We start from the raw sequence: 24,912 nt of genomic DNA, 5'->3' as shown, positions 1-24,912 counted from the left end.
TCTCCTAAAAGATACGAGGGAATTACAATTCTTCCTTGTAGTCGTAGCCAAGTTCTTCAGCTAGTTTTGCGTATCCTTCACGTTCCAAACGAGCAGCCAATTCTGGACCACCTGAAAGGACAACACGACCTTCCATCATGACGTGTACCACATCAGGTGTGATGTAGTTCAAAAGACGTTGGTAGTGAGTGATAATCATAGCACCAAAACCTTCACCACGCATGGCATTAACACCTTTAGAAACAACTTTAAGGGCATCAATATCAAGACCAGAGTCAATCTCATCCAAAAGGGCAAAAGTTGGTTCCAACATCAAAAGTTGAAGAATCTCATTACGTTTTTTCTCACCACCAGAGAAACCTTCGTTGAGGTAACGCTCAGCCATTTCTTCTTTCATGTTGAGCAATTCCATCTTCTCATCCAATTTAGTGATAAACTCACGAACTGAGATCTTTTCATCGTCTTCTTTACCAGCATTCATAGCTGCACGAAGAAACTCAGCGTTAGTAATACCAGGAATTTCTGATGGGTATTGCATAGCAAGGAAAAGTCCCATACGTGCACGCTCGTCCACTTCCAACTCAAGGATATTTACGCCATCAAACAAGACTTCACCTTTGGTAACTTCATAGTTTGGATTTCCCATGATAGCGGCAGAAAGAGTCGATTTACCAGTACCATTTGGTCCCATGATAGCGGCGATTTCTCCTGTTTTCAGGGTCAGGTTAACCCCTTTTAAAATTTCTTTTCCTTCAATCTCGACGTGAAGATCTTTGATCTCTAATACTGACATGATAATTCCTTTCTTTTTTAAGACCTTTACAGTTCTTACTGGAAACATACTTGATTTCCCTAGAAAATACGGTAAAAGGTCAATAAATATACTTTTATAGTATAACAAAAAAAAGCCTAAAAGGCTTTGATTTTGTCTAGAAGCTGAGGACTAGTCTTTTCCTTTTAAATGCTGGTCAATGACATCTACAATCTTGCCCATCAAGTAACTAACTCGGAAATTTCTAAAGAGCAAAATGGCCCAAAAGGCTGCCATAATATAACGCCCAGTCATCCAAGCTTCATTGAAAAAATAGGTCTCAGCAGCTGTAAACAGCGCGATGATAATAAATTGTTGTCTATTCATAAACTTATTGTATCATGAAATCTTTCTTTAGTCTTCTTCTACCTTCACTTTATCAGCCAAAAATTCAAATCCTTCTGGAATCAGACTTTCTTCTGCTTCTTTTTCAGTTTGAGAAGATTTGGCTTTGGCTGAAAAGGCTGCGCGAACTTCTTTCCATTCCTCCATGGAAATAGCTAAAATCTCAGGTGAAAAACCTGCTGCCTGACTGAGGATATTGCCAAACATGGTGTTGAGATTGTCTCGTTTCATGGTTTGACCAGCATTGAAGTTAGACTCAAAAGCAAGAATAGCATGGTGTTCATTGGCCGCAACCGGTTGAGAACCAACTAGCAAAGCCTTATCAGGACCTCCTAGACTTTCAATCACCTCTCCCCAGGCATTCTGCAAGCGTATCAGATTTTGACGTGCTAAATCAGGATTTTCGACAGCCTCTTGTAAGATAGATTGAACTTTATTACGATCCACACGATAGACTGTCTTGCCTGCTGTTGGACGACTAGGAGCTGGATTTGTTGGCTTAGCTACGGTTCCCACATTGGCGAGTTCATGTTTGAGACGGGCAACTTCCTGTCTCAATGCAGAAATTTCATGTTCAACCGCCCCAGAAAGAGTTGCTTCAGGCTTAACCTCCGCCAAGCGAATAGTCATCATCTCAGCATAAATCTTAGGCTGCAAACTAGACTTAATATCTGCTAAACTGACTGTCGCTAAGCGAATCATTTCAAACAGATTTTCTTGAGGAAGTGCCAAATTCTCTACAAATACTGGACTATGATGAGTGTTTTCTCCCCCTGTTTGAACAATTAACAAGTCTCTTAAATAGTGCAAAAGGTCGGTCACAAAACGAGTCATGCTCTTACCATTTTCAAAGAGAAGATTTAAGCAAGACAAAGCCTTGGGAACATCCTGTTGAGACAAGGCAGCCACATAATCATCCAAGGCTGATAGGCTAATGGTGCCAGTAATTTCTTCAGAGATAGCAGTCGTCAATTCATTTCCCTGTGTCAAACTCAGGGCTTGATCCAAAATAGACAAGGCGTCCCGCATTCCACCTTCAGCTCGTCTAGCGATAATTTCCACAGCCTCTGGTTCAGAAGTAATATTTTCTTTTTCTAAAATATAGTGGATATGTTCCTTAATATCCTGTGTCTTAATCGATTTAAATTCAAAACGTTGCACACGGGATAGAATAGTGGCAGGAATCTTGTGCAATTCAGTAGTGGCCAAAATAAAGACTACATTCTGTGTTGGCTCTTCCAGCGTCTTTAGGAGGGCATTAAAAGCTCCTGTAGACAGCATGTGAACCTCGTCTATGATATAAACCTTATAACGGGCAAGACTAGGGGCATAGGTAGATTTATCACGAATTTCACGGATTTCATCCACCCCATTATTAGAGGCTGCATCCATTTCGATGACATCTTCTAAACTACCATCCGTCACTGCCTGACAAATATAGCAGTTATTACATGGTTCACCACCCACTTGATTGGGACAGTTCATAGCCTTGGCAAAGATCTTAGCCACACTGGTTTTTCCCGTTCCACGAGGACCAGAAAAAAGATAAGCATGACTTATTTTCTCTTGCTCTACAGCTTGTTTAAGGGTCTTAGCCACAACTTCTTGACCAACCAACTGGGAGAAATTTTGACTTCTATATTTTCGATAAAGTGCTTGATACATTAGGCTTTCTCCCCAAACATTGTAAAGTCCCATTCTGTCTTTTCAAGCAAAATAGCGACAAATTGTTCCAAATAATCTCGATCCATAGTATCATAATCATCAATCTCTGAAGAATCCAGATCCAGAACCCCTAGCAATTGACCATTCTTAACTATCGGAACAACAATTTCACTTTTTGCTCTACTATCACAAGAAATATAGTTGGGATAAGTTGTTACATCACCAACCAGAACAGTTTCCTGAAAATGAGCTGCCTCCCCACAAACACCTTTTCCCAGTGCAATACGGATGCAGGAAACACCTCCTTGGAAAGGACCTAAAACCAATTCCTTTCCATCGAACAGATAAAAGCCTGCAAATACGGTATTAGGAAAGCGTGATTTTAGAAGAGCACTGGCGTTGGAAAGATTAGCCAAAACATTGGTTTCGCCTTCCAATAAAAAAGAGAACTCCTCATTTAACATTTGATAACGTGATTGTTTTTCTGATTCTAACATAGAACTATTATATCAAAAAAGGCTTACAGACAAAAGAAAAATCCCTTGTTTAGAAAACAAAGGATTTTATAAATTTTCAATTTGATTAAAGTTCGATATCACCGAACAAGTCAGCCATTGAGAATCCTGTTTGTGTTTCTGGAAGTTCGAAATCACGTTTTTCTTGACGTTTTGGACGACGTGGACGAGCAGCACGTTTTTCTTCTTTTTGTCCTTCTTCTTGAGCTGGACGCTCTTCAAGAGCTTTGATAGAAAGTGATACGCGCTCTGCATCTGCGTTAACTTCAAGAACTTTAACTTTAACTTCTTGACCAACTTTAAGAGCTTCTTTAGGATTTTCAATACGTTTGTGTGAAATTTGTGATACGTGAACAAGTCCATCGATACCTGGCAATACTTCAACAAATGCACCGAAGTCAGTCAAACGTTTAACTGTTCCTTCTACTACATCACCTTTAGCCAATTTTTGCTCAACGCCATCCCATGGTCCAGGTGTTGTTGCTTTAAGTGAAAGTGATACACGTCCTTCTTCTTCGTTAAGATCAAGGATTTTCACTTCAATTTCTTCACCAACAGTTACAACTGATTTTGGTGATACGTTACGTTCATGTGACAATTCAGTCAAGTGAACCAATCCGTCAACACCACCAAGGTCGATGAAAGCACCAAAGCTTGTGATACGAGCAACTTTACCAGTTACAACATCACCAACAGCCAATTTACCGAATACTTCAGCGCGAGCCGCTGCAGTAGCTGCTTCAACAACTTCACGACGTGAAAGGATGAAGCGGTTTTCTTTAGCGTCAACTTCTTTGATTTTAGCATCAAATTCTTGACCTACAAAACGCTCAGTGTTACGTACGAAACGAGTATCCAACATTGAAGCTGGGATGAATCCACGAACACCTTCAAATTCTACTGAAAGTCCACCTTTAACGGCACGAGTTCCTTTAACAGTAACAACTTCTTCTTCGCGACCAACAAGTTTGTCCCATGCTTTGCGAGCTTCAAGGCGTTTTTTAGATACAAGGTATGTAACTGTATCAGTATCTTTACCAACTACTTGACGAAGTACAAGAACATCCAATACTTCTCCTACTTTAACAAAGTCATTGATATCTGCATCGCGATCGTTTGTCAATTCGCGAAGAGTCAAGACACCTTCAACACCAGTTCCAGAGATTGCAACGTTAGCTTGAGTCGCATCAACTGTCAATACTTCAGCACTAACAACATCACCAGTCTCAACTTGGCTAACGCTATTTAGCAAATCTTCAAATTCGTTCATCTAAAAAATCCTCCAACAATCAAGTTTTTCTTAAACTTGACATACTTATAATTTTTTTCCTAAGCACCCGCAAGGACATGTTCATATCGTTCACGTCTTTCAATTATAAAAATAAAATACCCTAAGATATTTTGCTTTTTATCTTGATTATTACCTAAGAACTGGGGTAGCTGGATTCGAACCAACGCATGAGGGAGTCAAAGTCCCTTGCCTTACCGCTTGGCTATACCCCATTGATAAAATGGAGAGAGAGGGATTCGAACCCCCGAACCCGAAGGAGCGGATTTACAGTCCGCCGCGTTTAGCCTCTTCGCTATCTCTCCTACAATCAACATGGACTATTATATCATGAAAATTTCAAAAAAACAAGACTTATTTTGCTAAATTATAATTTTCAATCAAAATTTCCACAGCTTTTTCCAATTTTTTATAAAAACTATCGACATTCCCATTCTTTATGATGGCAAATTGTCCGTCTAATTCGGCAATTTCTCCGATAACTTTTTTACCAATGGTCAAGGTATAACCTTCAAAACTGTCTTTTCCTACATTAACCTTGGCATCTGCTACTTGAATTTCAATTTTTTTATCTTTCTTACTCATTTCATACCTCTCTTCACTTTTTCTATTTTACAAGAAAATCCTAAAACTAGCAAGAAAAAACTCTATATCATTCCAAGTCTGATATAGAGTTTTCTGCTTTATTTAATGTGTTTTTCTAGTTCTTTTTGGTACTTACCGTTTGATTCCAATTTTTCTTTTTGCCATTTTTTCAGTGCTTCTTCATATTCTTTTGTTGTAACAATATCTTTTTGCAATTTCATCCCTTTAAAGATATATGGGTCACCCTTAATACCAACTTGTGAGTATGGTTTTGAGAATGGCACGACATTACTTACAACTGGAGAACCACCAGATGAGGCTGTCGGCATCAATAATGAACTATCCGTCAACCAAGCTTGAGCCTTGGCATATTTTTCATAGCGTTCTTCAAGATTTGTAGTCTCTGAATCTGCATCATCCAATAATTTCTTATATTGGTCCAAACCAAGTTTCGCTACAACATCCTTATCTTTTCCTTTAGTAATACCAAGGTGTTTCATAGCAGAACCTGATTTAGGATCCATGATATTCAAGTAAGATGCTGGGTCTTGATAGCTTGGAGCCCATCCTGTACTGTTCAAATCATAGTCTTTTTGAGAAGGAACACGCGCTTGAGAAGTGATTGTTTCCTTTTCATTATCTGTCATTTGAAGAACATCAATGACAACATTTTCTGCACCAAGAGTTGATTCGATAGACTGTTTGAAAGAATTACTTTGTTGAACGGCGATGGTATCTGTTTGTTCAACTGGGACATCCAAATGAATTGGGAAAGTTACCCCTTTAGATTCCAAGTCTTTCTTAGCTTTTTCGAACGCAGCTTTAGCCTTGTCAGGATTATAGATAGAATCCTTACCGTCAACTAGCTCAACACCTTTCCATTGGTCACCATAGTTCACCAACTCAGCTTGGGCGATTTGACCAAAGTTTTTACCCCCTGCTTGTACAAAATTGTCAGGAACAAGGCTGTTACGAATAATCTTGTCCGCACCGTCTTCACCATTTAGCTGTGCAGCATAAGAATGGCGGTTGAAGGCAAAGTTGATAGCCTGACGGAAGTCCTTATTCAGCATAGCTTCTTTAGTTGAAGTTTTTTGCTCTTCACTTGTTTTCGCAGTTTTATTATATGACTGACGATTTACGTTAAAGGTGAAGTAATAGCTACTTGAGTCCTGTGGGCTATAAGTGATTTTATCTCCGTATTGTTCCAAAGTAGAAGCAAAGTTTGAGCTACTTGGGAAGAGACGGGCTGTCGTATAGGCACCAGAAGAGAAACTACGAATCAACGATTCCTGATCAGAACCATCGTAGTAAGTCAATTTAATCTTTTCGATTTTTACCTTTTCTTTATCCCAGTAATTTGGGTTTTTCTCGTATTCAATCAACGATTTAGAAGTCAAGGTCTTCAAGATATAAGGTCCATTGTAGAGAATTCCTGCTGGAGTAACTGCTCCATAATCTTTACCTGATGCCTTCAAAAACTCTTCATTTACAGGCAACATCGTTGCTGTGGTGACTTTAGAGTTCCAGAAACTTTCTGGTTTGTTTAGGGTATATTCAACTGTGTAATCGTCCAAGGCCTTGACACCAACTGTAGAGAAATCATTGGTCTCACCAGTCATGTAGGCATCCAAGCCCTTGATTGAATTTTGGATGAGAGAGACACCGTCTGACTTACCGTCAGCTACGTGTTTTAGTCCTGTTACAAAGTCATGGGCTGTTACTTCTGCATATTCTTCACCTTCAGAAGTGTACCATTTAACTCCTTTACGAAGTTTGTAGGTATAAGTCAAACCATCTTTTGAGACAGACCAATCTTCAGCCAAGGAAGGAATAACATTTCCGTATTGGTCGTTTTCCATCAAGCCATCAACCACGTTCCCGATGACATCTGTTGTAGATGTACGAGTCGCTACACTATAATCCAAAGATGCCGGATCTACTGCATAGACATATGAAAATGTTGTCGGTGCATCTGCTTCTTTATCAGCTTTTCCACAAGCCACTAAAAGAGCTGTTGTGCTCAGGACCACTCCTGCTGTTAAGAGCCACTTTTTCGATTTCATCAAAAATCTCCTTTTGTTTGTTTTAATCTACTTTTACAATCCAACCTTCTGGCGCTTCAATATCACCAAACTGAATACCAGTCAATTCATCATAGAGTTTACGAGTCACAGGACCTACTTCTGTTTCACTATAGAATACATGGAAATCATCACCGTGCTGAATTCCACCAATTGGTGAAATAACTGCTGCTGTACCACAGGCACCTGCCTCTACAAAGCGGTCAAGGTTATCAATTGGGACATCCCCCTCAATAGGAGTCAAGCCCAAGCGGTGTTCTGCCAAATAAAGCAAAGAATACTTAGTAATAGATGGCAAGATAGATGGACTCAATGGTGTTACAAATTCATTATCAGCTGTAATTCCAAAGAAGTTAGCTGAACCGACTTCTTCAATCTTTGTATGAGTTGATGGGTCTAGATAGATAACATCTGAGAAATGACGTGACTTGGCCAATTTCCCTGGCAAGAGACTGGCAGCATAGTTCCCACCAACCTTAGCTGCACCTGTACCATTTGGCGCTGCACGGTCGTATTCATCCTGAATCAAGAAGTTGGTTGGAACCAATCCACCCTTAAAGTAATTTCCAACTGGCATAGCAAAGATGGTGAAAATGTATTCCTCTGCTGGTTTAACCCCGATAATATCTCCAACACCAATCAAAAGTGGACGAAGATAAAGGGTTCCACCTGTTCCATATGGTGGTACGTATTCTTCATTCGCGCGGACAACTGCCTTACAAGCTTCTACAAACATGTCTGTCGGAACTTGTGGCATCAAGAGACGATTACAAGTACGTTGCAGACGTTTAGCATTTTCGTCAGGACGGAAAAGTTGAACACTACCATCCTTAGTACGGTAAGCTTTCAAACCTTCAAAGGCTTGTTGACCATAGTGAAGACTTGGAGAAGACTCTGAAATATGCAAGGTTGCATCTTCTGTAAGTTCTCCTTGATTCCATTGTCCATTTTTAAAATGAGCAATATAGCGATAAGGTAATTTCATATAGGAAAAACCAAGATTTTCCCAATCAATCGTTACTGTCATATTCCACTCCTTATTCTAAAAACCTATTTCTTATATTCTACACTTTTTTTCTAAAATAGCAAGTATATTTTGTAATTTTCAGAAAATTTCTTCAATAAAAAGAATCTAAGGTATCTGTCGTAATGAATCCTATATGGAGATTGCATAAAAGACTCAAATTATTCTTCTATCTCGTTTAGTAAAATCTATTCAATAACTGAACTTATTTTTGACATACATAGAGCCCGTACATTAATATTAGTAACCTGTTTCGACAGAGATATGATAAAATGAACTAAAGATAGTACACAATGTGGTACAGTCATCTTATACCATATTCAATAGATTTACGTAAAAAAGTTCTTGCCTATTGTAAGCGAACAGGTAGTATAACAGAATTCCAAATCTCACGTAATACCATTATCTAAAAGAGAAAATAGGTGATCTAAACCATCAAGTAAAAGGAACAAAACCAAGAAAAGTTGATAGAGACAGACTTAAAAACTATCTTACCGACAATCCAGACGCTTATTTGACTGAAATAGCTTCTGAATTTGGCTGTCATCCAACTATAGCGTATTGAATCTAGAATAGCACATTACGGTTGCTAAAACATTTTTAGAAAAAATTGACTTTCTCAATCACTTTGTTCACATCTTATTTCAATCTACTATACTATCCACTATGCTCTCAAAGCTATAGGCTACACTCGAAAAAAAGAATCATACCTACTATGAACAAGCCCCAGAAAAGTAGCTTTATTTCTTATTCCTCCCCACTCACCTGAGTACAATCTTATTGAGAAAACCTGGGCTCATATCAAAAAGCACCTCAAAAATTGTCCTACTCTTGTTTCAATCCGCTGTGTTTCTTATAAAAAACAAAAGGACTAAGGGAGTGAATTTCCTTAATCCGATAGTCTCTCAAGCCTGACGCTGACCAAAGTCCTTAATCATCTGATCCATTTCTTGTCGACTCGGAGTTGTCAACATATACAGGTAATCTCCTTGAAGTTCCGCAAAGGCCGCTGGCATGATTTTTTTAACCTTGAACTGCTGGCTATATTTGTCAATCAAATCCTCTTCTGAATAAACATAGTGAGCATTTGCACGGCGAGAAGTAGCCAAACAATACTGAGGTTCAAATTCTGACGCTGGGAACTCTTCTCCTGCGACAATGGCTGCATAGCCACGATAGAGGTCCAAGGAATGGGCAAAGTTATAAACATCAATGGTAAACCCACCTGCAGGACGGTTATTGTACTCAATGGCAATATAATCATCCCCCTCACGGAAGAACTCAATATGGAAGAACCGTTCTTTCATACCAAATTCCTTGACAATTGCCTCACCATATTTACGTAATTTAGGATCCATATCCTTGAGAACGTAATAAGAATTGTCCATCTTGTAAATCATGAGATCAAGCGGTGTATAGGCGTAGTCAAAGGTTGTTGAAAAGACAATCTTTCCTTCCTTGTCCACTAGACCATCAAAGGTGCAAATTTCGCTAGAGGTGACAAATTTCTCAAAGAAATAAACAGTTGAATGATCCCACTCAGCCTTGAAGTGATTGATATCGTCCTCTGTCTCAAGCTTAAAGGTCGCGGCTGCTCCCACTCCATTGTCAGGTTTGGCAATCATTGGAAGGCCGATTTCGTTCACTGCTTGATCAACATCTGCTTCCGTCTTGATAACAGCTCCAGGGACCACAGGGACACCTGCTTTTTTGAAAAGCTTCTTCATTTCAGACTTAAATTTCGTCTTTTTGAGATCCTCTGGTTTGGCACCAAAAACATTGAATTGTTCTCTGAGTGTTGCATCCAACTCAAGCCAGTATTCATTATGAGACTCGATGCGGTCAATCGGGCCATGTTTATAAAAGAGAAAAGCAACTGCTCTCTTGACTTCATCTATATTTTCAAGATTGTCCACACGGAAATACTCGGTCAGGCTATTGCGTAAAGGTTCATCCAATTGCTCGTAAGGTTCCTGACCAATTCCCAAGACGTTGATTCCTTTATTAGCTAGTTCAATGGTAAACTGTTGAAAGTTTTGTGGATAGTAGGGAGAAATAACAAGGTAATTCATAGGTAACTCCTTTTATAAATAGAGATTGCCGAGGAAATAAGGCATTTGTTTGCGCCACCATTCCCAGTCGTGGGCGACATCGTGTCCCCATTCAGCAAACCAGGCTGGAATTTGTTTCTGGTCAAAGGCTTCTTTAAGCTTGTAGAAGGATGGCAGACCGTCTTGTTCCCAAGCTCCAAGTCCTGTACACAGCACAATCTCTGCCTGACGGTAACGGTCAATAAACCAGCCGTCGTTTTGGTTCCAGATATAATCAACTGGCGAGTTTTGGTAAATAGCATCGTCGTTATAGTAATCGCCGACAAAGAAACGTGCGTCGTAAACACCACTGAGAGCAATCACTTTGGTAAATACATCTGGATGCTGAAGGAAGAAATTGAGTGCATGGTAGGCGCCCATCGAGCAACCTGTCGTCATCATGCCATCAAACCAACCTGTCTTATGCTTGATAAAAGGAATGGCCTCCTCAATCACGTAGCGTTCGTAGGCACGGTGCATCTCCGCTTGGTCGTGACCGTTTTTCCAAGTGGCCAACCAACTCTCACTATCCACACTAGATAGGGTAAAGAATTGGACACGGCCTTCCTCAATAAAGGAAGCACAAGCATCAATCATGCCAAAATCATAGTATTCATTGTGACTACCACCTGATGAAGCAAAGACCACAACTGGAATCCCAGCATGACCATAACGGTTAAGGTACATTTCACGGTTAAGATGGCCACTCCAGTGGCTAAGATGTTCAATATGCATATTTTCTCCTTTCTTACTTTACCTTACCAGTTTTCTGCAAAAAATCTCAGACAGTCTGGTAAATTCTCCGACCAAGGGATTTCACTATGGATGGCACCAGACTGAACTTTCAAAACAAGATTATCTAAGTGTACCCCACCTGCTATCAAATCATGGTAATACTGAAGAGACGAGTCGATATAGGCTTGTTTGATATTGCCAGCCATCAAGGTCTTGTCTGTATCATCTGCTTCTTCTGTTCCAACATAGATAAAGATACGCTGGTCAGGCGATAGTTGCTGACGCTCGATATAGCGGTTAAAGGCTTCTTGGTGGAGCCAGTTGGCAGATGAAAAGACGCCCAAGCAACCAATTTGGTCTTGGTATTCCAAACCGATAAACTGGGTAATATTGCCTCCTAGTGAGGAACCAATCATGGCTGTATGCTGGCGGTCTGCTTTTGTACGATAAGTTTCATCAATAAAAGGCTTGACCACCTCCATGACAAACTCGGCATACTCCACACCCTTACCGCCAAACTGCTGCCCTGGGATTGGAGATTCTTGGAACTTCCAAGCTGCATACTCATTCATCCGCCCCATTCCATCATTGTCAATGGCTACGACAATCATGCGACTGATATCAGGATTACGCTTAATAGCTGGGATAATCTTCCATGAATGACCAATGAAAGACTCCTTACTATAAAAAACATTTTGCCCGTCATGAAAGTATACAACAGGATAGGAACGATTCGTGTCTTTCTCATAATCTTTAGGTAGAAGAACACGCACACGGCGCTCCTTACCTGTATAAGGAACCTTGAGTTTGTGTTCTTTCATTTTTAAATAAAAGTAGGATTGATTCATTGTCAGAAAACTCTCTATATTCAAAATTTTATTTCATTATATCACAATTATAGAAAAAAAGTTAGTTTTGCTTCCGTTTTTGGAATTAAAAACTAACTTTTTCATTTATTTTTCTAAATTCTTCTGGATTTTCTGATTAGAGCAAATTATCAATCAAGTCATCCACTTCATCTTTTTCAGCCTGCGGTGTAATCTCAGTAATCATGATTCCAGCCACAGCTCGCTCAACTAAACCTTCAACATCCATACGTGCTTCATACTGCTCTGCATTCTTAATCTTAGGATTAGTCTTTGGACGATCTGGCGCAAAAATGGTACAACAGTCTTCAAACGGTTGGATTGAAATGTCAAAGGTATCGATTTCCTGAGCAATGTCAATGATTTCCAACTTATCCATTGTCACAACTGGACGAATAATTGGAGTGTTGGTCACAGCGTTAATAGCCTGCATGCTTTCCAAGGTCTGGCTAGCTACTTGACCAAGACTTTCCCCATTGATAATAACCAATCCATTTCGTACCTCACGAATACGGTCAGTAATCCGCATCATAAAACGACGCGTCAAGGTCATGAGATAGGCTTCTGGCGCTTTGGCCTTGATTTCCTCTTGAATCTCTGTGAAAGGCACTTCGATAAACTGGATATTGCCCCCAAACTTGGTCAATTTACGAGTCAAATCTTGAGCTTTTTTAAGGGCTCCAGGACTGGTGTAAGGTGGACTAGCAAAGTGAACGGCCTCGATATCTACACCACGTTTCAGTGCAAGATAACCTGCTACAGGTGAGTCAATCCCTCCTGACAACATAAGCATCCCTTTACCTGAAGTTCCAACTGGCAAACCACCGGCCCCACGAATAGTTTCATAAGAAATATAAGCAGCTTCCTCACGAATCTCCACCTGAAGATTGATATCAGGATTTTTCATTTGAGCTTGCACATTTGGAATAGCTTCAAATACAGCTCCTCCAAGTGTTTGATTGAGTTCACGACTATCCAACTCAAAGTTGTGGTCGCTACGCTTGCTAGAAATTTTAAAGGTCATGCCATCCTTGTAGATATCTTTCATAATCTCTTGGACAGCAGACTTCAGAACTTCTACAGATTTTTCAACCTTATAAACAGGGGAAAAGTTTTGAATTCCAAAAACTTGTTTGAGCGATTCTGCTACTGCTGTGTAATCTGCTCCATTGAGGTAAGCGTGGGCACGGTCACGATCTGCCGTTACCTTAACTTGGGGATAGATAGACAAAACGTCTGAAATATTATTGCGAAGTTTATTGATGAAACGCATACGGTTTTTACCCTTAGTTGACAGCTCACCGTAGCGAATCATAATTTCTGAATATTGCATGAATGCTCCTATCTTACTTTTCTAGTTTGATTGTAAATCAATTTTAACTTGGTCAAAAACTGCTCGACCTGACTCATATCATTTTCAAGGTCTAGACTAAGACGCACAGCTGACTGGGCCTTATCTTTATCCACTCCCATGGCAATCAGGGTTCCTGCAGGTTTCCCAGCCTTGGACGAACAAGCAGAGGTCGTTGAGATGAAAATATCATAGTCTTCAAAAGCGTGAACAATAACCTCACCACGAACACCTTTGATTCCAAAAGTCAAGATATGAGGGGCAAAATCTTCCTCATCTGAAAAGACAAAAATATCTGGATAGTCCAGAAGGGCTTGGCGAATAACAGCTTTCATCTGTCCAGTCTTGGTCCTAAAGATATCTAGCTTTTCCATAGACAAACGGAGGGCCTTAGCTGTTGCTGCAATCCCTGCTACATTTTCAGTTGTCGAACGGTAATCACGCTCCTGACCACCACCAGTCAACAGTGGCGTAATTCTCTTACCAGACTTGATATAGACAAAACCAACACCACGAACTCCGTGGAACTTGTGACCAGAGAAAGTCGCGAAATCCACTCGTTCTGTCAGATACTTTTCAGTCGGAATCTTGGCAAGTGCCTGAACCGCATCAACGTGGAAGGAAATAGTCGGCTTGTCTGCTAACAGTTCTGAAATAGCTTGAATAGGTTGAATCGAGCCAATTTCATTGTTCACAGCCATGACGGAAACGAGGGTCGTATCAGGTCTTATCAAATCTGCTAGTGCCTCAACATCCACAAATCCTTTGTTATCAACTGGAGCAAAATCCACTTCAAAACCTTGATATTTCAACCAAAGGGCTGACTCTTTGACTGCCGGATGTTCAATGGCTGATACAATGATGTGCTTTCCAAACTGAGCCTTTTCAAAGGCCACACCCTTGATAACCCAGTTATCTCCTTCTGTCCCACCAGAAGTAAAGAAGATTTCATCGCTTTTCTTACCGATTAAATCTGCAATCTGTTGCCGGGAAGCATCTAAAATTCGTGTTGCCTGGTCTCCCAAACGATGGAGACTAGATGGATTTCCTAAAATTTTTGAAGCGACCTGCATATAAGTTTCAAGTGCTTCAGGATAGGGCTTGGTCGTCGCCGAATTATCAAAGTAAATCATGTTTTCTCACGCTTTCTAAAATCACTCCTTCTATTGTATCATGAAACGGAGCTTGCGACAAGAAAGGGCAATTCCTCTTTTTTTAAGATTTTTTTAAAGAAATGCGGTATAATAAGTTTTAATCAAAGGAGAGAATGTATGTCTAATTATCGTAGAACTTCAAAACCAAAAACAGAACACATCAAAAAAGGCTTTACAGTCTTTCAAAAAACCGTTGCTACAATCGCTAGTATCCTTGGCTTGATTACCGCAAGTATCACGATTATGAACGCATTGGATAATAACCAAAATACTAAAAAAGAACCTACGACAAGCCAGACGACAACCATTGTCAAAGAAATTCAAAAAGAATCCCCTAAGGAAAACACTAGTCCCAATAAAGAAACTAACACCACTCAAGAAAAAACACAGCAAGAGGAAACACCAAAAGCCAGCGTCAAGGAAGAGAAAAAAGAAGAGCAGAAAACATCAACTCAGGATTCTTCTACTCCTGCTACTGCTCCAAGTAAACCTGCTACTGATAATGAAAAACAGTCCAATAATACTCCAACTTCAGAAAATAAAAGCAATCCTCAGTAAGCACATGATCTAAGAAAAAATCAACTCAAAAAATAAAACTGCGCAGTAACTTCTGTCTTGACCACAATCAAGCTAAAGAGAGACTGTGTTTTTGTATAATTGATGTTTTAGACGCTAGATTCTTGACCAATTTTGTAAGATTCATACTCATAAAGATGAATCCTAGCGATGTTATGACAGCTTATTTATTTCTAACATAAACTCTGCACATGCCAACAATACTCTCTCATCTGCCCCAAAAGGGGAAACATCCATTTTCTGTTTGACATAAATTCGAAAGCCTTCTTCACGCAGAAGTTAGTAACCCTTTTACATCTGACATAAATAACCTAGTTCAACCACTTCATAGGCATTACTTCCTGTTTTATTCTTATTTCATACTCTTCGAAAATCTCTTCAAACCACGTCAGCATCGCCTTACCGTACGTATGTTACTGACTTCGTCAGTTTTATCTGCAACCTTAAAGTTGTACTTTGAGCAACCTGCGGCTAGCTTCCTAGTTTGCTCTTTGATTTTCATTGAGTATCAATTATAAACCATGGCATAATAAAACGAGCATATCCAACTGATACATCGCTCGTTTTTTTACTATTTTAGAGGTGAATTTTTGATCAACCTCTTTTTGCTTACTAAAAATTAAAGAATTCCATGGCCTGTTTGAAAAGCAATTCAGTATACTCAGGGTCTTCTTGGGCAATGGTAACCTGCTCTTGAATCATTTCCAAGTCATCTGTTATCATGCCATCAGCTCCCAAATGAACAGATTTATCAAAGGACTCTGAACTATTGATGGTCCACACGTACAATTTCTGATCGGTATTCCAAAGCTTGTTGACAAAATTTTCATCCAAAGTTGAATACTCCATAGTATAACCTGTAGCCTTGGTTCTTGGAAAAATACTATTATAAGGCAGAATGAAATAGACTGGAATTTGAGAATCGTAGGCTAGCACCTGGTCAATCACATGATAGTCCAAGGATTGCATTTGGTGACCATTCTGCTCAAGAACCATTCCATATTTTTCCAAAAAGCGTTTCATCATATATGGGCTATCTTTTCGACTGGTTTTAATCTCAATAAGAAGTTTCTGATGCAATTCATTGGCTTTATTAAGGTAGTCATCAAAACTAGATACCTTGGCATGATAGCCATTTTCAGAAATATCAAGTTTGGTTAATTCATCCAAAGTTAGATCCTGAGGATTGGCATTAACTCCTGTCAGATTCTTGATATTGGCATCATGCATCATGACAAACTGGCCATCTTTTGTTTCCTGAACATCCGTCTCAACGAAATCTGGAGATAACTGAGCCGTCTTTTCTAAAGATTGGACTGTATTTTGCACACCATTCTTATTAGATACTCCCCTGTGAGAGATAATTAAAGGTTTATTGGCAACTGGAGCTTCTAAATAAACATAACCCTCAAGAGCGAAAAAGATACCAGCACATCCCATCACTCCCCATCTCATCCAGTGGTCTTTCTTTCTCCTTGGTGTGATTTCTAGTTCCTCCCCTGTCAAAAAGGAAACAAACTTAATGAGAAAGTAAGTCAAGGCCATATAGTGGAAATTCTTAATCAAGACAAAATTAATGATTCCTAATACAAGAGATTCCTTATGGGTCAGACCATCCATCAGTACCTGACTTGCCAAGATTGGAATCAAGAGAAGAATGAAAAATAGGTAGGTTTTAACGATAATCCAAAGCAAGTTCCAGATATAAAACCAGGAGTGCTTTCTTGTCTTCTCTAGACTGTATTTGACTGCTTCTTTGACTGTTTTCTTCTCAAACAAAAGCTGGGTTAGGGCAAACATCAAACGTATTGAAATGTAAAACAGCAACAAGGCTAGAACAGTGATTACCAAACCGACCAACCAGTACTTATCTTCTATATAGGCTACTATGAATTCCGGAATGACAATTTTATTGAGGTAATAAATCTTTAAAATCTTTCGAATCAATGGAAAGAGCATCATGACATAAAAGAAGATAAAGGCCATTTTGGAAATCGTCACTTGCCTCATAAACAAGAAACTTTGGCGAAAGACCTTGCGACTATACTCCAGCAATGTCCTCCTTTCGTGATAGAGGAGGTGTCGAGCTCCGATAAAGAGAAGTCCTATCTGGTAATAGGCGATCAGTAAATTAACGATTACCAGAACAAATAAAGCAAGACTAACAAATGGCGACCCTTTTATAATGGCAAAAATATTGTTGTATGAAAGAAAGAGATAACCTGTCTGACGGAGTAACAGTCCAGCAATCCAAGAATTAAGTGGTAACCAGACAAACTCAATCATCATGAATATCAAGAAAAAGAGAAAGAGAATTTTATCTAGATTAAAGTAGATTTTCCTAAAACCTAGATTTTTAGGTTTTTCAGGTTTCATAGGCACTCCTAGTCAAATAATTGAGACAAGTCCAAGCCGCCAAAAGGATTGTTTGATAGGCTACTTTCTGTCTCTAACAATTCTCTAGCTTGATCCGACTCTAGGAAGGACTCGTAAACACGCGCCGTCATCCGAGCATCCTCTAGACTATTATGAGACTGACCTTGAAACCCAAGAAACGAGGCAACAGTTTGCAATTTGAGATTGGCAATACCATGTAAATCCGAACTCCGACGTTCAAAAGCTTCATCATACAAATCCACCTTATACTGCTGGCTATAATCTAAACCATGCTCTTCTAAAATAGGCAAATCACTTTTAGCAGCATTGTATCCAACCATCGGCAAAGCACCCACAAAATCTTGGAATTCTTTTATGACTTCCTCCACTGGAGGAGCATCTTTTAAGGTCTCGGCTGTAATCCCAGTCAAACCATTGATAAAACTTTTTAAAGGTACATTGGTATGAACATAGGAATCATAGGCATCGATTTCCTGACCATCTCTAAAACGCACTGCCGATACTTGAATCAAGTGTGTTTGTCCTTCATGCTGATTAAATTCTAAGTCAAAAGCAATGTAATCTTCTAATCGTTCCATTTTCTACCTCTCCTATACTGTTATTTTATACTCTTCGAAAATCTCTTCAAACCACGTCAACGTCGCCTTGCCGTAGATATATGTAACTGACTTCGTCAGTCTTATCTACAACCTCAAAGCAGTGCTTTGAGCAGCCTGCGGCTAGCTTCCTAGTTTGCTATTTGATTTTCATTGAGTATTAATTGAGCAACTATACTATTTAGATTAGAAATAAAAGAAGCCATCAGGTTAGCATTTAACCTAAACAGCTCCTTGATTATCCTCCAAATAAACGAGCAAAAAAGCCTTTCTTAGTGGATTGGACTTCTTCTTTTGCTTGGTCCAGCTCTAGCTTAAGATTTTCTTGATCCTTCATGGCTTGAAGGGTCAATTGTTGCTGCTGATCGAGTTGTTTGTCTTTCTCAGCAATCTGACGGTCTTTGATACGCATCTGCTCGTCTTTTTCTGATAACTGACGATCCTTGGCTTTTAATTGTTCATAAAGACGAAGAATTTCTGCATTCTTCTCATCAACCAGAATCTCCATCAGTTCACGTTGCTTGACATCTTCACTGACAGGCTCATCTTCAAAAATCGTTTTTTTATAGATTTCTTCTAGCTTAATCAAGCCACTTCTGGTAACGACTGTTACCCCTTTGTCATTTTTATCTGTGTCTTCTTCTGGTAATTCTTTGACACGGTTATTGATTGCTTGGCGAGATAATCCTAAGACCTCTGCAATCTCACTGACGGTCATTTCAATACTCATAATATCCTCTGAAACGTTTTCTAGCTTTTCTTTACTTAAATCTTATCATAAGCTAGAAAAACTGTCAAATTTCCGCTTAATCTAAAGCCTTCAAAAAGGCTAATAAGACTTGGGCAGAGCGACGTCCTGCTTCGATAATAAACTCATCAAAAGAGATGTTTGCTTCATGGTTGGCATTGTCACTCATAGCTCGAATAACTAAGACTGGAAGATTAAGAGCATGCGCTGCCTGAGCAATAGCTGCCCCCTCCATCTCCACGGCTAAAACATCTGGGAAATGAGACTTAATAGCTTCTATCTTATCATTTCCTGCAACAAAACTATCTCCTGTAGCAATCAAACCAAGATGCCATTTTTGGTCCAATTGAGATAAACTCTCTTGGATTTTGGCAACAAAGGTTTTATCTGACTCGAAATAAAGCGGTTGTTGCGCCATTTGTCCATAAGCATAGCCAAAAGCTGTAACATCCACATCATGATAGGCTAATTTGTCAGCAATCACAACATCCCCAACAGCAATACCCTCTGCTACTGCACCAGCAGATCCAGTGTTAATCAAAGCATCCACTTTGAAATGATCAGCCAAAATCGCCACACTCATAGCAGACATAACCTTACCAATTCCACTTTCTACAAGAACGACTTCATGCGAGGAAATGGTTCCTGTATGATAGGTATTGCCTAAAACAACTTGCTCCTGGGCATTGTCTAAATGCTGGACCAGATAAGCCAGTTCTTCTGGCATAGCCGCAATAATTCCTATTTTCATTTCAATTCCTTTTCTATTACAAAAGTTTCATTGCTAAGACAAGCAAAATTAAGAGAAAGATGACTGCAAATAAGATTTTATTCAGTTTAGAATTGAAGACATTTCTCTTGGTATTTTCAATGCGACGGCTTTTATGAATAGACGGTTCGACCTGAATCTTCAAGGTTTCTTGGCTAAAGCTATGTCCCTTAGGATTGGCATAACCAAAACGGGAAGAAGAGGTTGGTAAAATCTTAGTCTCCTCATCATCTAGCAAAGGGGGACCTGAAATTTTTTCGCCTCTATTAGCTCTTTCAATCATTTCATCCGTTAATAAAGGTTTACCCATACTAACCTCCTCTATTTTTTGTGCAATTCCCAATACTGAACAGCCATAATTGTCTTGGCATCACAAATATGACCTGATTGGATCAATTCCTTAGCTTCTTCTAGGCTCACTTCAAGGACTTCCAAGGTTTCATCTTCATCCTGAGGGCGCGGATTTTCAACCTTTGTCAAGTCACTCGCTAGGTATAATTTTAACTTTTCATTACAAAAGCCAATGGCTGAATAAAAGTCATACAAAAGTTCTAATTTCCCTGTGTAGGCTGTTTCTTCCTCTAATTCACGAAGTGCTGCTGCGACAGGGTCTGTGTTTTCTCCTACCTCCAATTTTCCGGCTGGAATTTCGTAAGAGACTGCCTCAATGGCTTTACGGTACTGCTTGACCAAGATGAGTTTTTGCTCATCCGTTACAGCTAAAACACAGACAGCTCCATTGTGGAAAATCAAATCCCGCTGTGCAGTTCCCTTACCTTCTGGTAATTTAACCTGATCTTGAACAAGTTTAAATATTGGTCCTTGATAGATTTCTTTTCGGCTAAGCGTTTTTTCTTCAAATTCCATGATAGGCTCCTACCGATTATTAGGATGATGAGGAAGGCGTGTTGCATATTCGTCTTTGTTGACCTGACGACCGCGACCAATAGCAATAGCATCCGCTGGAACATCTTTAGTGATAGTTGATCCAGCACCAACGAGGGAATTGTCACCAAGTTCTACTGGCGCAATAATGGTTGAATTTGAACCAACAAAGACATTGTTACCGATGACTGTCTTGTATTTGTTTTTGCCATCATAGTTGACTGTAATAGTTCCAGCACCAAAATTAACCTTGCTACCCACTTCACAGTTTCCAATATAAGTCAAATGACCAGCCTTAGTATTCTCACCGATAGAAGAACCTTTAACCTCAACAAAGTTACCAATATGGACTTGGGCACCCAGACTTGAACCTGGACGAATGTGGGCATAAGGACCGACAGTTACGCCGTCTGCAACACTGCTTTCCTCAATCATAGAATTGGTAATGACAGCTCCTGCTCCAATAGTGCTGTCCACTACATATGTACCATTTGTCAAAACAGTCTCAGCACCAATTTGCGTTTGCCCTTTCAAGGTAACATTGGCTTCGATTTGAACTTCAGAAGCAATCTCAACATCAATATCAATATAAGTTGCTTCTGGGTTGACAAAGCTAACACCATTGACCATGTGCTGATGATTGATGCGGCGACGCATCACTGACTCAGCTGTCGCAAGTGCCACACGGTCATTTACCCCAAGACTTTCATCAAAATCTTTCAAAGTATAAGCGCCAACTTTTTCACCAGCTTCACGGAAAATACCAATAACATCTGTAATATAGTATTCTCCTTGAGCGTTATTGGTATTGATATTTTTCAAAGCCTCAAACAAACGCTCGTTGTCAAAAACATATGTTCCAGTGTTGATTTCCTTGATTTGCTTTTCAAAATCTGTAGCATCCTTCTGCTCAACAATGCGAAGAACTTCAGCATTGTCATTACGCACAATTCGTCCATAGCCAAAAGGATTATCCGTTTCAGCAGTCAAGATAGTGGCCACATTTTTATGATTGATATGGAAATCAATCAAATTTTTCAAGCTTTCACCTGTGATTAAAGGAGTATCCCCTGCAATGACCAAGGTGTGACCTGACAAACCCTCCAAAATTGGCTCTGTCATCATAACTGCATGGCCAGTCCCTAACTGTTCAGATTGAGTCACAAATTCTGTCTGTCCAGCCAAGACCTGCTCAACCAATTCCGCCTTGTGTCCTACAACTGTTACTGTCTTTTCAGGTTGGATAGCTCCCACACTACGGAAAACGTGTTCCAGCATAGAAATACCTGCAACCTTGTGCAAAACTTTTGGCAAATCAGATTTCATGCGAGTCCCTTTACCCGCTGCTAAAATAATGGCATAATTTGACATAATCTTCTCTTTTCTCTAGAAATTCCCTTTTATTATACCATATTTCAAATCATTCCGCGCCCTTGAATGAAAAAATGCTCTAAATGCTCTAAAGTCCTTTCCCTAACCCATTTTTTGAGTATTTTTTTGATTTTTTTTCATTTTTAAGGTAGAATTATGAGATATGAGAAAAAAAATTAATCCGCTTATTTTATTTGGTTTTTTTGGGATTATGATTTTCATTTTAATCCTGAATCGCCCTCGTTTTGAGGACCATCCTGTAAAAACAAAGTCAAATATCGCGCAAGTAAAAACACAAGCGCTACACAATATAGATAAACCGGTAATTGATGTTTCTGGTTGGCAACGTCCTGAGGAAATAAATTACGATACTCTGTCCCAAAACATTTCTGGAGCTATCGTTCGTGTCCATAGTGGCGCTCAGTCTTTAAAAGAAAACGATGCTTCCTTTGTTAATGGGGTAGATAAGGCCTTTAAAACCCATATTACCGAGTTTCAAAAACGAAATGTACCAGTTGGTGTCTATGCCTATGTAGCTGGAAAAAGTGTCCAAGAAATGGAAAAGGCCGCTGAAGTTTTTTATAACGCTTCATCGCCATACAGCCCTAGCTACTATTGGCTAGACGTGGAAGATAAAACCATGTCCAATATGAACGAAGGGGTTGAAGCCTTTCGTGCAAAACTAGAATCGCTAGGTGCTAAAAACATCGGTATCTACGTTGGGGTCTACTTCATGGAAGAACACAGTATTGATACGGACAAGTTTACGTCTGTTTGGATTCCTTCATACGGTTCAAATACTGGATTTTTCGAAAGCAAACCTAATACGGACTTAGATTACGACATCCACCAGTACACTTCTAAAGGAAAAATTGCTGGCTTTGACCACGATTTAGATATCAACGTCATCTCTTCCTTAAAAAACAAAGAAGAAACCTTTAGAAAACTCTTTTTAAAACCTTAAAAGCATTTGTTTAGCATTTGCTTTTTCTTTTTGTGTTTGATTGTGATACAATATAGTAAGGATTTTTTGAAATAGAAATAGTTGGAGGAAACATATGCTCTCATGGTTAGCACGCCTTATTAAAGGGATTGTCATTGCTCTTGGATTTATCTTACCGGGAATTTCCGGAGGGGTTCTAGCAGCAATCTTAGGAATTTATGAACGGATGATTGGCTTTCTGGCCCATCCCTTTAAAGACTTCAAAGAAAATGTTTTGTACTTTATTCCAGTTGCCATCGGTATGCTTCTGGGAATCGGCTTATTTTCCTACCCGATTGAATACCTGCTTGAAAATTATCAGATCTTTGTCTTATGGAGCTTTGCGGGTGCCATCATTGGTACAGTTCCTAGCCTTCTAAAAGAATCAACTCGAGAATCTGACCGAGACAAGATTGATTTAGCTTGGTTCTGGGCAACCTTTATCATTTCTGGACTAGGTCTCTATGCCTTAAATTTTGTAGTTGGAACCTTAAGTGCTAGCTTTCTTAATTTCGTACTAGCAGGTGCACTGCTGGCTCTTGGCGTATTGGTTCCTGGCCTCAGTCCATCAAATCTACTTTTGATTTTGGGACTCTATGCTCCTATGTTGACTGGTTTTAAAACCTTTGATCTCTTGGGAACCTTCTTCCCGATTGGAATTGGTGCAGGTGCAACTCTCATCATTTTTTCAAAATTGATGGATTATGCCTTAAACAACTACCACTCACGCGTCTATCATTTCATCATCGGTATCGTACTTTCTAGTACCCTTCTGATCTTGATTCCAAATGCAGGAAACGCTGAAAGTATCCAATACACAGGTCTTTCACTTGTTGGATATGTCATCATCGCCTTCTTCTTTGCGTTGGGAATTTGGCTTGGTATTTGGATGAGCCAATTGGAGGATAAGTATAAATAATGGCAAAAAAAGTTAAAATCAAAAAAACATTGGTGGAACAAATCCTGTCTAAAGCAGGTATCCCACATCAGGGGATTCAAATCAATGCCCTGGAAGGAGAGCTTCCTCAAGGTTATGAACGAGATCAGATTTTCAAAACCTTGGCTCTTTTGGGAGATAAAACAGGACCGATTATCGGAATTGTCCCTATCACTCAACACTTGTCGGAAAAGAAACTAGCCAAAATTTCTGGCAATAAAAAAGTGAGCATGATTCCACAAAAGGACTTGGAAAAAACAACAGGTTATATTCATGGAGCCAATAATCCCGTCGGAATTCGTCAGAAACACAATTATCCCATTTTTATCGATAAGATCGCTCTAGACTTGGATCAAATGATTGTCTCTGCAGGGGAAATTGGTCACAGCATTATCGTTGCTCCCCAAGACTTGGCTAGCTTTGTAAAGGCTGACTTTGTAGATATTTTGGAGGGCAACCAAGAATGAAACTCTACTTTGTCCGCCACGGTCGTACCGTCTGGAACCAAGAAGGACGCTTTCAAGGTGCTAGTGGAGACTCTCCCCTTCTTCCTTAATCCATTGACACCCTAAAACGACTTGGCCAGTATCTCAAGGATATTCCTTTTGATCAGATTTATTCAAGTGATTTACCTCGAGCGGTCAGATCTGCCGAGATTATCCAAAGTCAACTCAAAACGCCCTGTCCTTTAGAAAGTGTTCCTAATCTCCGTGAATGGCAGTTGGGGAAGTTGGAAGGTTTGAAAATTGCAACCTTGGAAGCTATTTACCCACAACAAATCAAAGCTTTTCGATCTAATCTTGCTCAATTTGACACTCAAATGTTTGGAGCCGAATCCCTCTATAGCACCACGCAACGGACCATCCAATTTATCAAATCATTAAAAGATAGTCCGGCTGAGCGTATTCTAATTGTCGGTCACGGTGCCAATCTTACTGCCAGTCTTCGTACTCTTTTAGGCTATAAAGAACCACTTCTTCGTAAAGATGGTGGTCTAGCAAATGCCAGCCTGACCATTCTAGAAACCCATGATTTTGAAACATTTACTCTCGATACTTGGAATGATACTTCCTATCAATAACAGGACTTGATTATAGCGTCAAGTTCTTTTTAGTTTTGAAAGATTATCCGTGAATTT

25 protein-coding genes, 2 tRNA genes and 3 pseudogenes are annotated in these 24,912 nt (G+C 39.6%); 7 read left to right on the top strand and 23 right to left on the bottom strand.

Translation table 11 applies throughout. The annotated features are described in order from the left end of the window. Window positions 1–22 precede the first annotated feature (22 nt). From sufC to ACWPV5_RS03060, 10 genes are all read right to left on the bottom strand, one after another. On the bottom strand, window positions 23–793 hold the full coding sequence (gene sufC, locus ACWPV5_RS03105; RefSeq protein WP_000114489.1) for a Fe-S cluster assembly ATPase SufC: 771 nt from the start codon (window positions 791–793) through the stop codon (window positions 23–25). A gap of 150 nt (window positions 794–943) precedes the next feature. Further along, window positions 944–1,138 carry a DUF3272 domain-containing protein gene (locus tag ACWPV5_RS03100; protein ID WP_001081602.1) on the bottom strand — a complete coding sequence of 65 codons (195 nt, stop codon included), beginning with the start codon at window positions 1,136–1,138 and terminating at the stop codon, window positions 944–946. A gap of 27 nt (window positions 1,139–1,165) precedes the next feature. Further along, window positions 1,166–2,821 carry a DNA polymerase III subunit gamma/tau gene (gene dnaX / locus ACWPV5_RS03095; protein WP_033676930.1) on the bottom strand — a complete coding sequence of 552 codons (1,656 nt, stop codon included), beginning with the start codon at window positions 2,819–2,821 and terminating at the stop codon, window positions 1,166–1,168. Continuing rightward, on the bottom strand, window positions 2,821–3,318 hold the full coding sequence (locus tag ACWPV5_RS03090) for a GAF domain-containing protein (RefSeq protein ID WP_033676928.1): 498 nt from the start codon (window positions 3,316–3,318) through the stop codon (window positions 2,821–2,823). The genes dnaX and ACWPV5_RS03090 overlap by 1 nt, the downstream gene beginning before the upstream one ends. An 85-nt stretch (window positions 3,319–3,403) precedes the next feature. After that, entirely contained in the window at window positions 3,404–4,606 is a 1,203-nt protein-coding gene (gene rpsA, locus ACWPV5_RS03085) for a 30S ribosomal protein S1 (protein WP_001001630.1), read from the bottom strand. Window positions 4,607–4,767: 161 nt separating this feature from the next. Further along, window positions 4,768–4,839, bottom strand: a tRNA-Gln gene (locus ACWPV5_RS03080). A gap of 9 nt (window positions 4,840–4,848) precedes the next feature. Continuing rightward, a tRNA-Tyr gene (locus ACWPV5_RS03075) sits at window positions 4,849–4,929 on the bottom strand. A gap of 49 nt (window positions 4,930–4,978) precedes the next feature. Then, window positions 4,979–5,209: a DUF2969 domain-containing protein gene (locus tag ACWPV5_RS03070; protein WP_000037113.1), complete on the bottom strand. Its 231-nt coding sequence runs from the start codon at window positions 5,207–5,209 to the stop codon at window positions 4,979–4,981. 98 nt (window positions 5,210–5,307) lie between these two features. After that, window positions 5,308–7,275, bottom strand: coding sequence for a peptide ABC transporter substrate-binding protein (locus ACWPV5_RS03065; RefSeq protein WP_084888356.1), 1,968 nt, complete (start codon window positions 7,273–7,275; stop codon window positions 5,308–5,310). A gap of 22 nt (window positions 7,276–7,297) precedes the next feature. Continuing rightward, complete coding sequence (locus tag ACWPV5_RS03060) at window positions 7,298–8,320, bottom strand: branched-chain amino acid aminotransferase (RefSeq protein ID WP_153226070.1); 1,023 nt, start codon at window positions 8,318–8,320, stop codon at window positions 7,298–7,300. Between the two features lie 308 nt (window positions 8,321–8,628). Here ACWPV5_RS03060 and ACWPV5_RS03055 point away from each other — a divergent pair. Both ACWPV5_RS03055 and ACWPV5_RS03050 read left to right on the top strand, forming a co-directional pair. Then, window positions 8,629–8,870 (top strand): annotated as a pseudogene (locus tag ACWPV5_RS03055) (IS630 transposase-related protein); the annotation flags it as partial. A 196-nt stretch (window positions 8,871–9,066) separates the two neighbouring features. Further along, window positions 9,067–9,192 carry a hypothetical protein gene (locus ACWPV5_RS03050; RefSeq protein WP_371470574.1) on the top strand — a complete coding sequence of 42 codons (126 nt, stop codon included), beginning with the start codon at window positions 9,067–9,069 and terminating at the stop codon, window positions 9,190–9,192. A 30-nt stretch (window positions 9,193–9,222) separates the two neighbouring features. On the opposite strand, the gene ACWPV5_RS03045 is transcribed toward ACWPV5_RS03050, so the two are convergent. From ACWPV5_RS03045 to ACWPV5_RS03025, 5 genes are all read right to left on the bottom strand, one after another. Then, window positions 9,223–10,389 (bottom strand): ATP-grasp domain-containing protein, encoded by a 1,167-nt coding sequence (locus ACWPV5_RS03045; protein WP_153193317.1) that lies wholly within the window; start codon window positions 10,387–10,389, stop codon window positions 9,223–9,225. Window positions 10,390–10,401: 12 nt separating this feature from the next. Continuing rightward, window positions 10,402–11,142 carry an esterase family protein gene (locus ACWPV5_RS03040; protein WP_000546753.1) on the bottom strand — a complete coding sequence of 247 codons (741 nt, stop codon included), beginning with the start codon at window positions 11,140–11,142 and terminating at the stop codon, window positions 10,402–10,404. Window positions 11,143–11,165: 23 nt separating this feature from the next. Next, window positions 11,166–11,990: an alpha/beta hydrolase gene (locus ACWPV5_RS03035; protein WP_219966580.1), complete on the bottom strand. Its 825-nt coding sequence runs from the start codon at window positions 11,988–11,990 to the stop codon at window positions 11,166–11,168. A 136-nt stretch (window positions 11,991–12,126) separates the two neighbouring features. Beyond that, window positions 12,127–13,341 carry a tRNA uracil 4-sulfurtransferase ThiI gene (thiI, locus tag ACWPV5_RS03030; RefSeq protein WP_219966579.1) on the bottom strand — a complete coding sequence of 405 codons (1,215 nt, stop codon included), beginning with the start codon at window positions 13,339–13,341 and terminating at the stop codon, window positions 12,127–12,129. A gap of 8 nt (window positions 13,342–13,349) precedes the next feature. Next, complete coding sequence (locus ACWPV5_RS03025) at window positions 13,350–14,492, bottom strand: cysteine desulfurase family protein (RefSeq protein ID WP_454382223.1); 1,143 nt, start codon at window positions 14,490–14,492, stop codon at window positions 13,350–13,352. Window positions 14,493–14,630: 138 nt separating this feature from the next. On the opposite strand from ACWPV5_RS03025, the gene ACWPV5_RS03020 reads away from it, so the two are divergent. Further along, complete coding sequence (locus ACWPV5_RS03020) at window positions 14,631–15,071, top strand: DUF6556 family protein (protein WP_261085244.1); 441 nt, start codon at window positions 14,631–14,633, stop codon at window positions 15,069–15,071. 20 nt (window positions 15,072–15,091) lie between these two features. Here ACWPV5_RS03020 and ACWPV5_RS03015 read toward each other — a convergent pair. From ACWPV5_RS03015 to glmU, 8 genes and pseudogenes are all read right to left on the bottom strand, one after another. Continuing rightward, window positions 15,092–15,359 (bottom strand): annotated as a pseudogene (locus ACWPV5_RS03015) (IS5/IS1182 family transposase); the annotation flags it as partial. A 342-nt stretch (window positions 15,360–15,701) separates the two neighbouring features. After that, a complete protein-coding gene (locus tag ACWPV5_RS03010; RefSeq protein ID WP_454382221.1) occupies window positions 15,702–17,465 on the bottom strand; it encodes a glycerophosphoryl diester phosphodiesterase membrane domain-containing protein in 1,764 nt (587 codons plus the stop codon). A gap of 8 nt (window positions 17,466–17,473) precedes the next feature. Further along, window positions 17,474–18,064, bottom strand: a complete 591-nt coding sequence (locus tag ACWPV5_RS03005; protein ID WP_454382219.1) for a 3'-5' exonuclease — start codon at window positions 18,062–18,064, stop codon at window positions 17,474–17,476. A 256-nt stretch (window positions 18,065–18,320) separates the two neighbouring features. Beyond that, window positions 18,321–18,812, bottom strand: coding sequence for a chromosome segregation protein RocS (gene rocS, locus ACWPV5_RS03000; protein WP_000021242.1), 492 nt, complete (start codon window positions 18,810–18,812; stop codon window positions 18,321–18,323). A 76-nt stretch (window positions 18,813–18,888) separates the two neighbouring features. Continuing rightward, on the bottom strand, window positions 18,889–19,581 hold the full coding sequence (locus tag ACWPV5_RS02995) for a 5'-methylthioadenosine/adenosylhomocysteine nucleosidase (protein ID WP_219966574.1): 693 nt from the start codon (window positions 19,579–19,581) through the stop codon (window positions 18,889–18,891). 16 nt (window positions 19,582–19,597) lie between these two features. Beyond that, window positions 19,598–19,909, bottom strand: coding sequence for a cell wall synthase accessory phosphoprotein MacP (gene macP / locus ACWPV5_RS02990; RefSeq protein ID WP_101504294.1), 312 nt, complete (start codon window positions 19,907–19,909; stop codon window positions 19,598–19,600). Window positions 19,910–19,920: 11 nt separating this feature from the next. After that, complete coding sequence (locus tag ACWPV5_RS02985; RefSeq protein ID WP_219966573.1) at window positions 19,921–20,466, bottom strand: NUDIX hydrolase; 546 nt, start codon at window positions 20,464–20,466, stop codon at window positions 19,921–19,923. A 9-nt stretch (window positions 20,467–20,475) separates the two neighbouring features. After that, window positions 20,476–21,855 carry a bifunctional UDP-N-acetylglucosamine diphosphorylase/glucosamine-1-phosphate N-acetyltransferase GlmU gene (gene glmU / locus ACWPV5_RS02980; protein ID WP_219966572.1) on the bottom strand — a complete coding sequence of 460 codons (1,380 nt, stop codon included), beginning with the start codon at window positions 21,853–21,855 and terminating at the stop codon, window positions 20,476–20,478. 163 nt (window positions 21,856–22,018) lie between these two features. Between glmU and ACWPV5_RS02975 the strand changes: the two genes are divergently transcribed. The 4 genes and pseudogenes from ACWPV5_RS02975 to ACWPV5_RS02960 all read left to right on the top strand — a co-directional run bounded on the left by ACWPV5_RS02975 (window position 22,019) and on the right by ACWPV5_RS02960 (window position 24,855). After that, the gene (locus tag ACWPV5_RS02975; protein WP_454382204.1) at window positions 22,019–22,819 is read left to right on the top strand and encodes a glycoside hydrolase family 25 protein; all 801 of its coding nucleotides are present in this window, start codon (window positions 22,019–22,021) and stop codon (window positions 22,817–22,819) included. A gap of 94 nt (window positions 22,820–22,913) precedes the next feature. After that, the gene (locus ACWPV5_RS02970) at window positions 22,914–23,756 is read left to right on the top strand and encodes a DUF368 domain-containing protein (protein WP_454382202.1); all 843 of its coding nucleotides are present in this window, start codon (window positions 22,914–22,916) and stop codon (window positions 23,754–23,756) included. Next, on the top strand, window positions 23,756–24,241 hold the full coding sequence (locus tag ACWPV5_RS02965) for an aminoacyl-tRNA deacylase (RefSeq protein ID WP_219966570.1): 486 nt from the start codon (window positions 23,756–23,758) through the stop codon (window positions 24,239–24,241). Before ACWPV5_RS02970 ends, ACWPV5_RS02965 begins: the two co-directional genes overlap by 1 nt. Further along, window positions 24,238–24,855 (top strand): annotated as a pseudogene (locus tag ACWPV5_RS02960) (histidine phosphatase family protein). The gene ACWPV5_RS02965 and the pseudogene ACWPV5_RS02960 overlap by 4 nt, the downstream one beginning before the upstream one ends. Window positions 24,856–24,912 lie beyond the last annotated feature (57 nt).

It is taken from the genome of Streptococcus sp. Marseille-Q7156 (assembly GCF_965119495.1).
The sequence above is the reverse complement of the archived record's forward strand: the minus strand, read 5'-3'. Positions and strand labels throughout refer to the sequence as shown.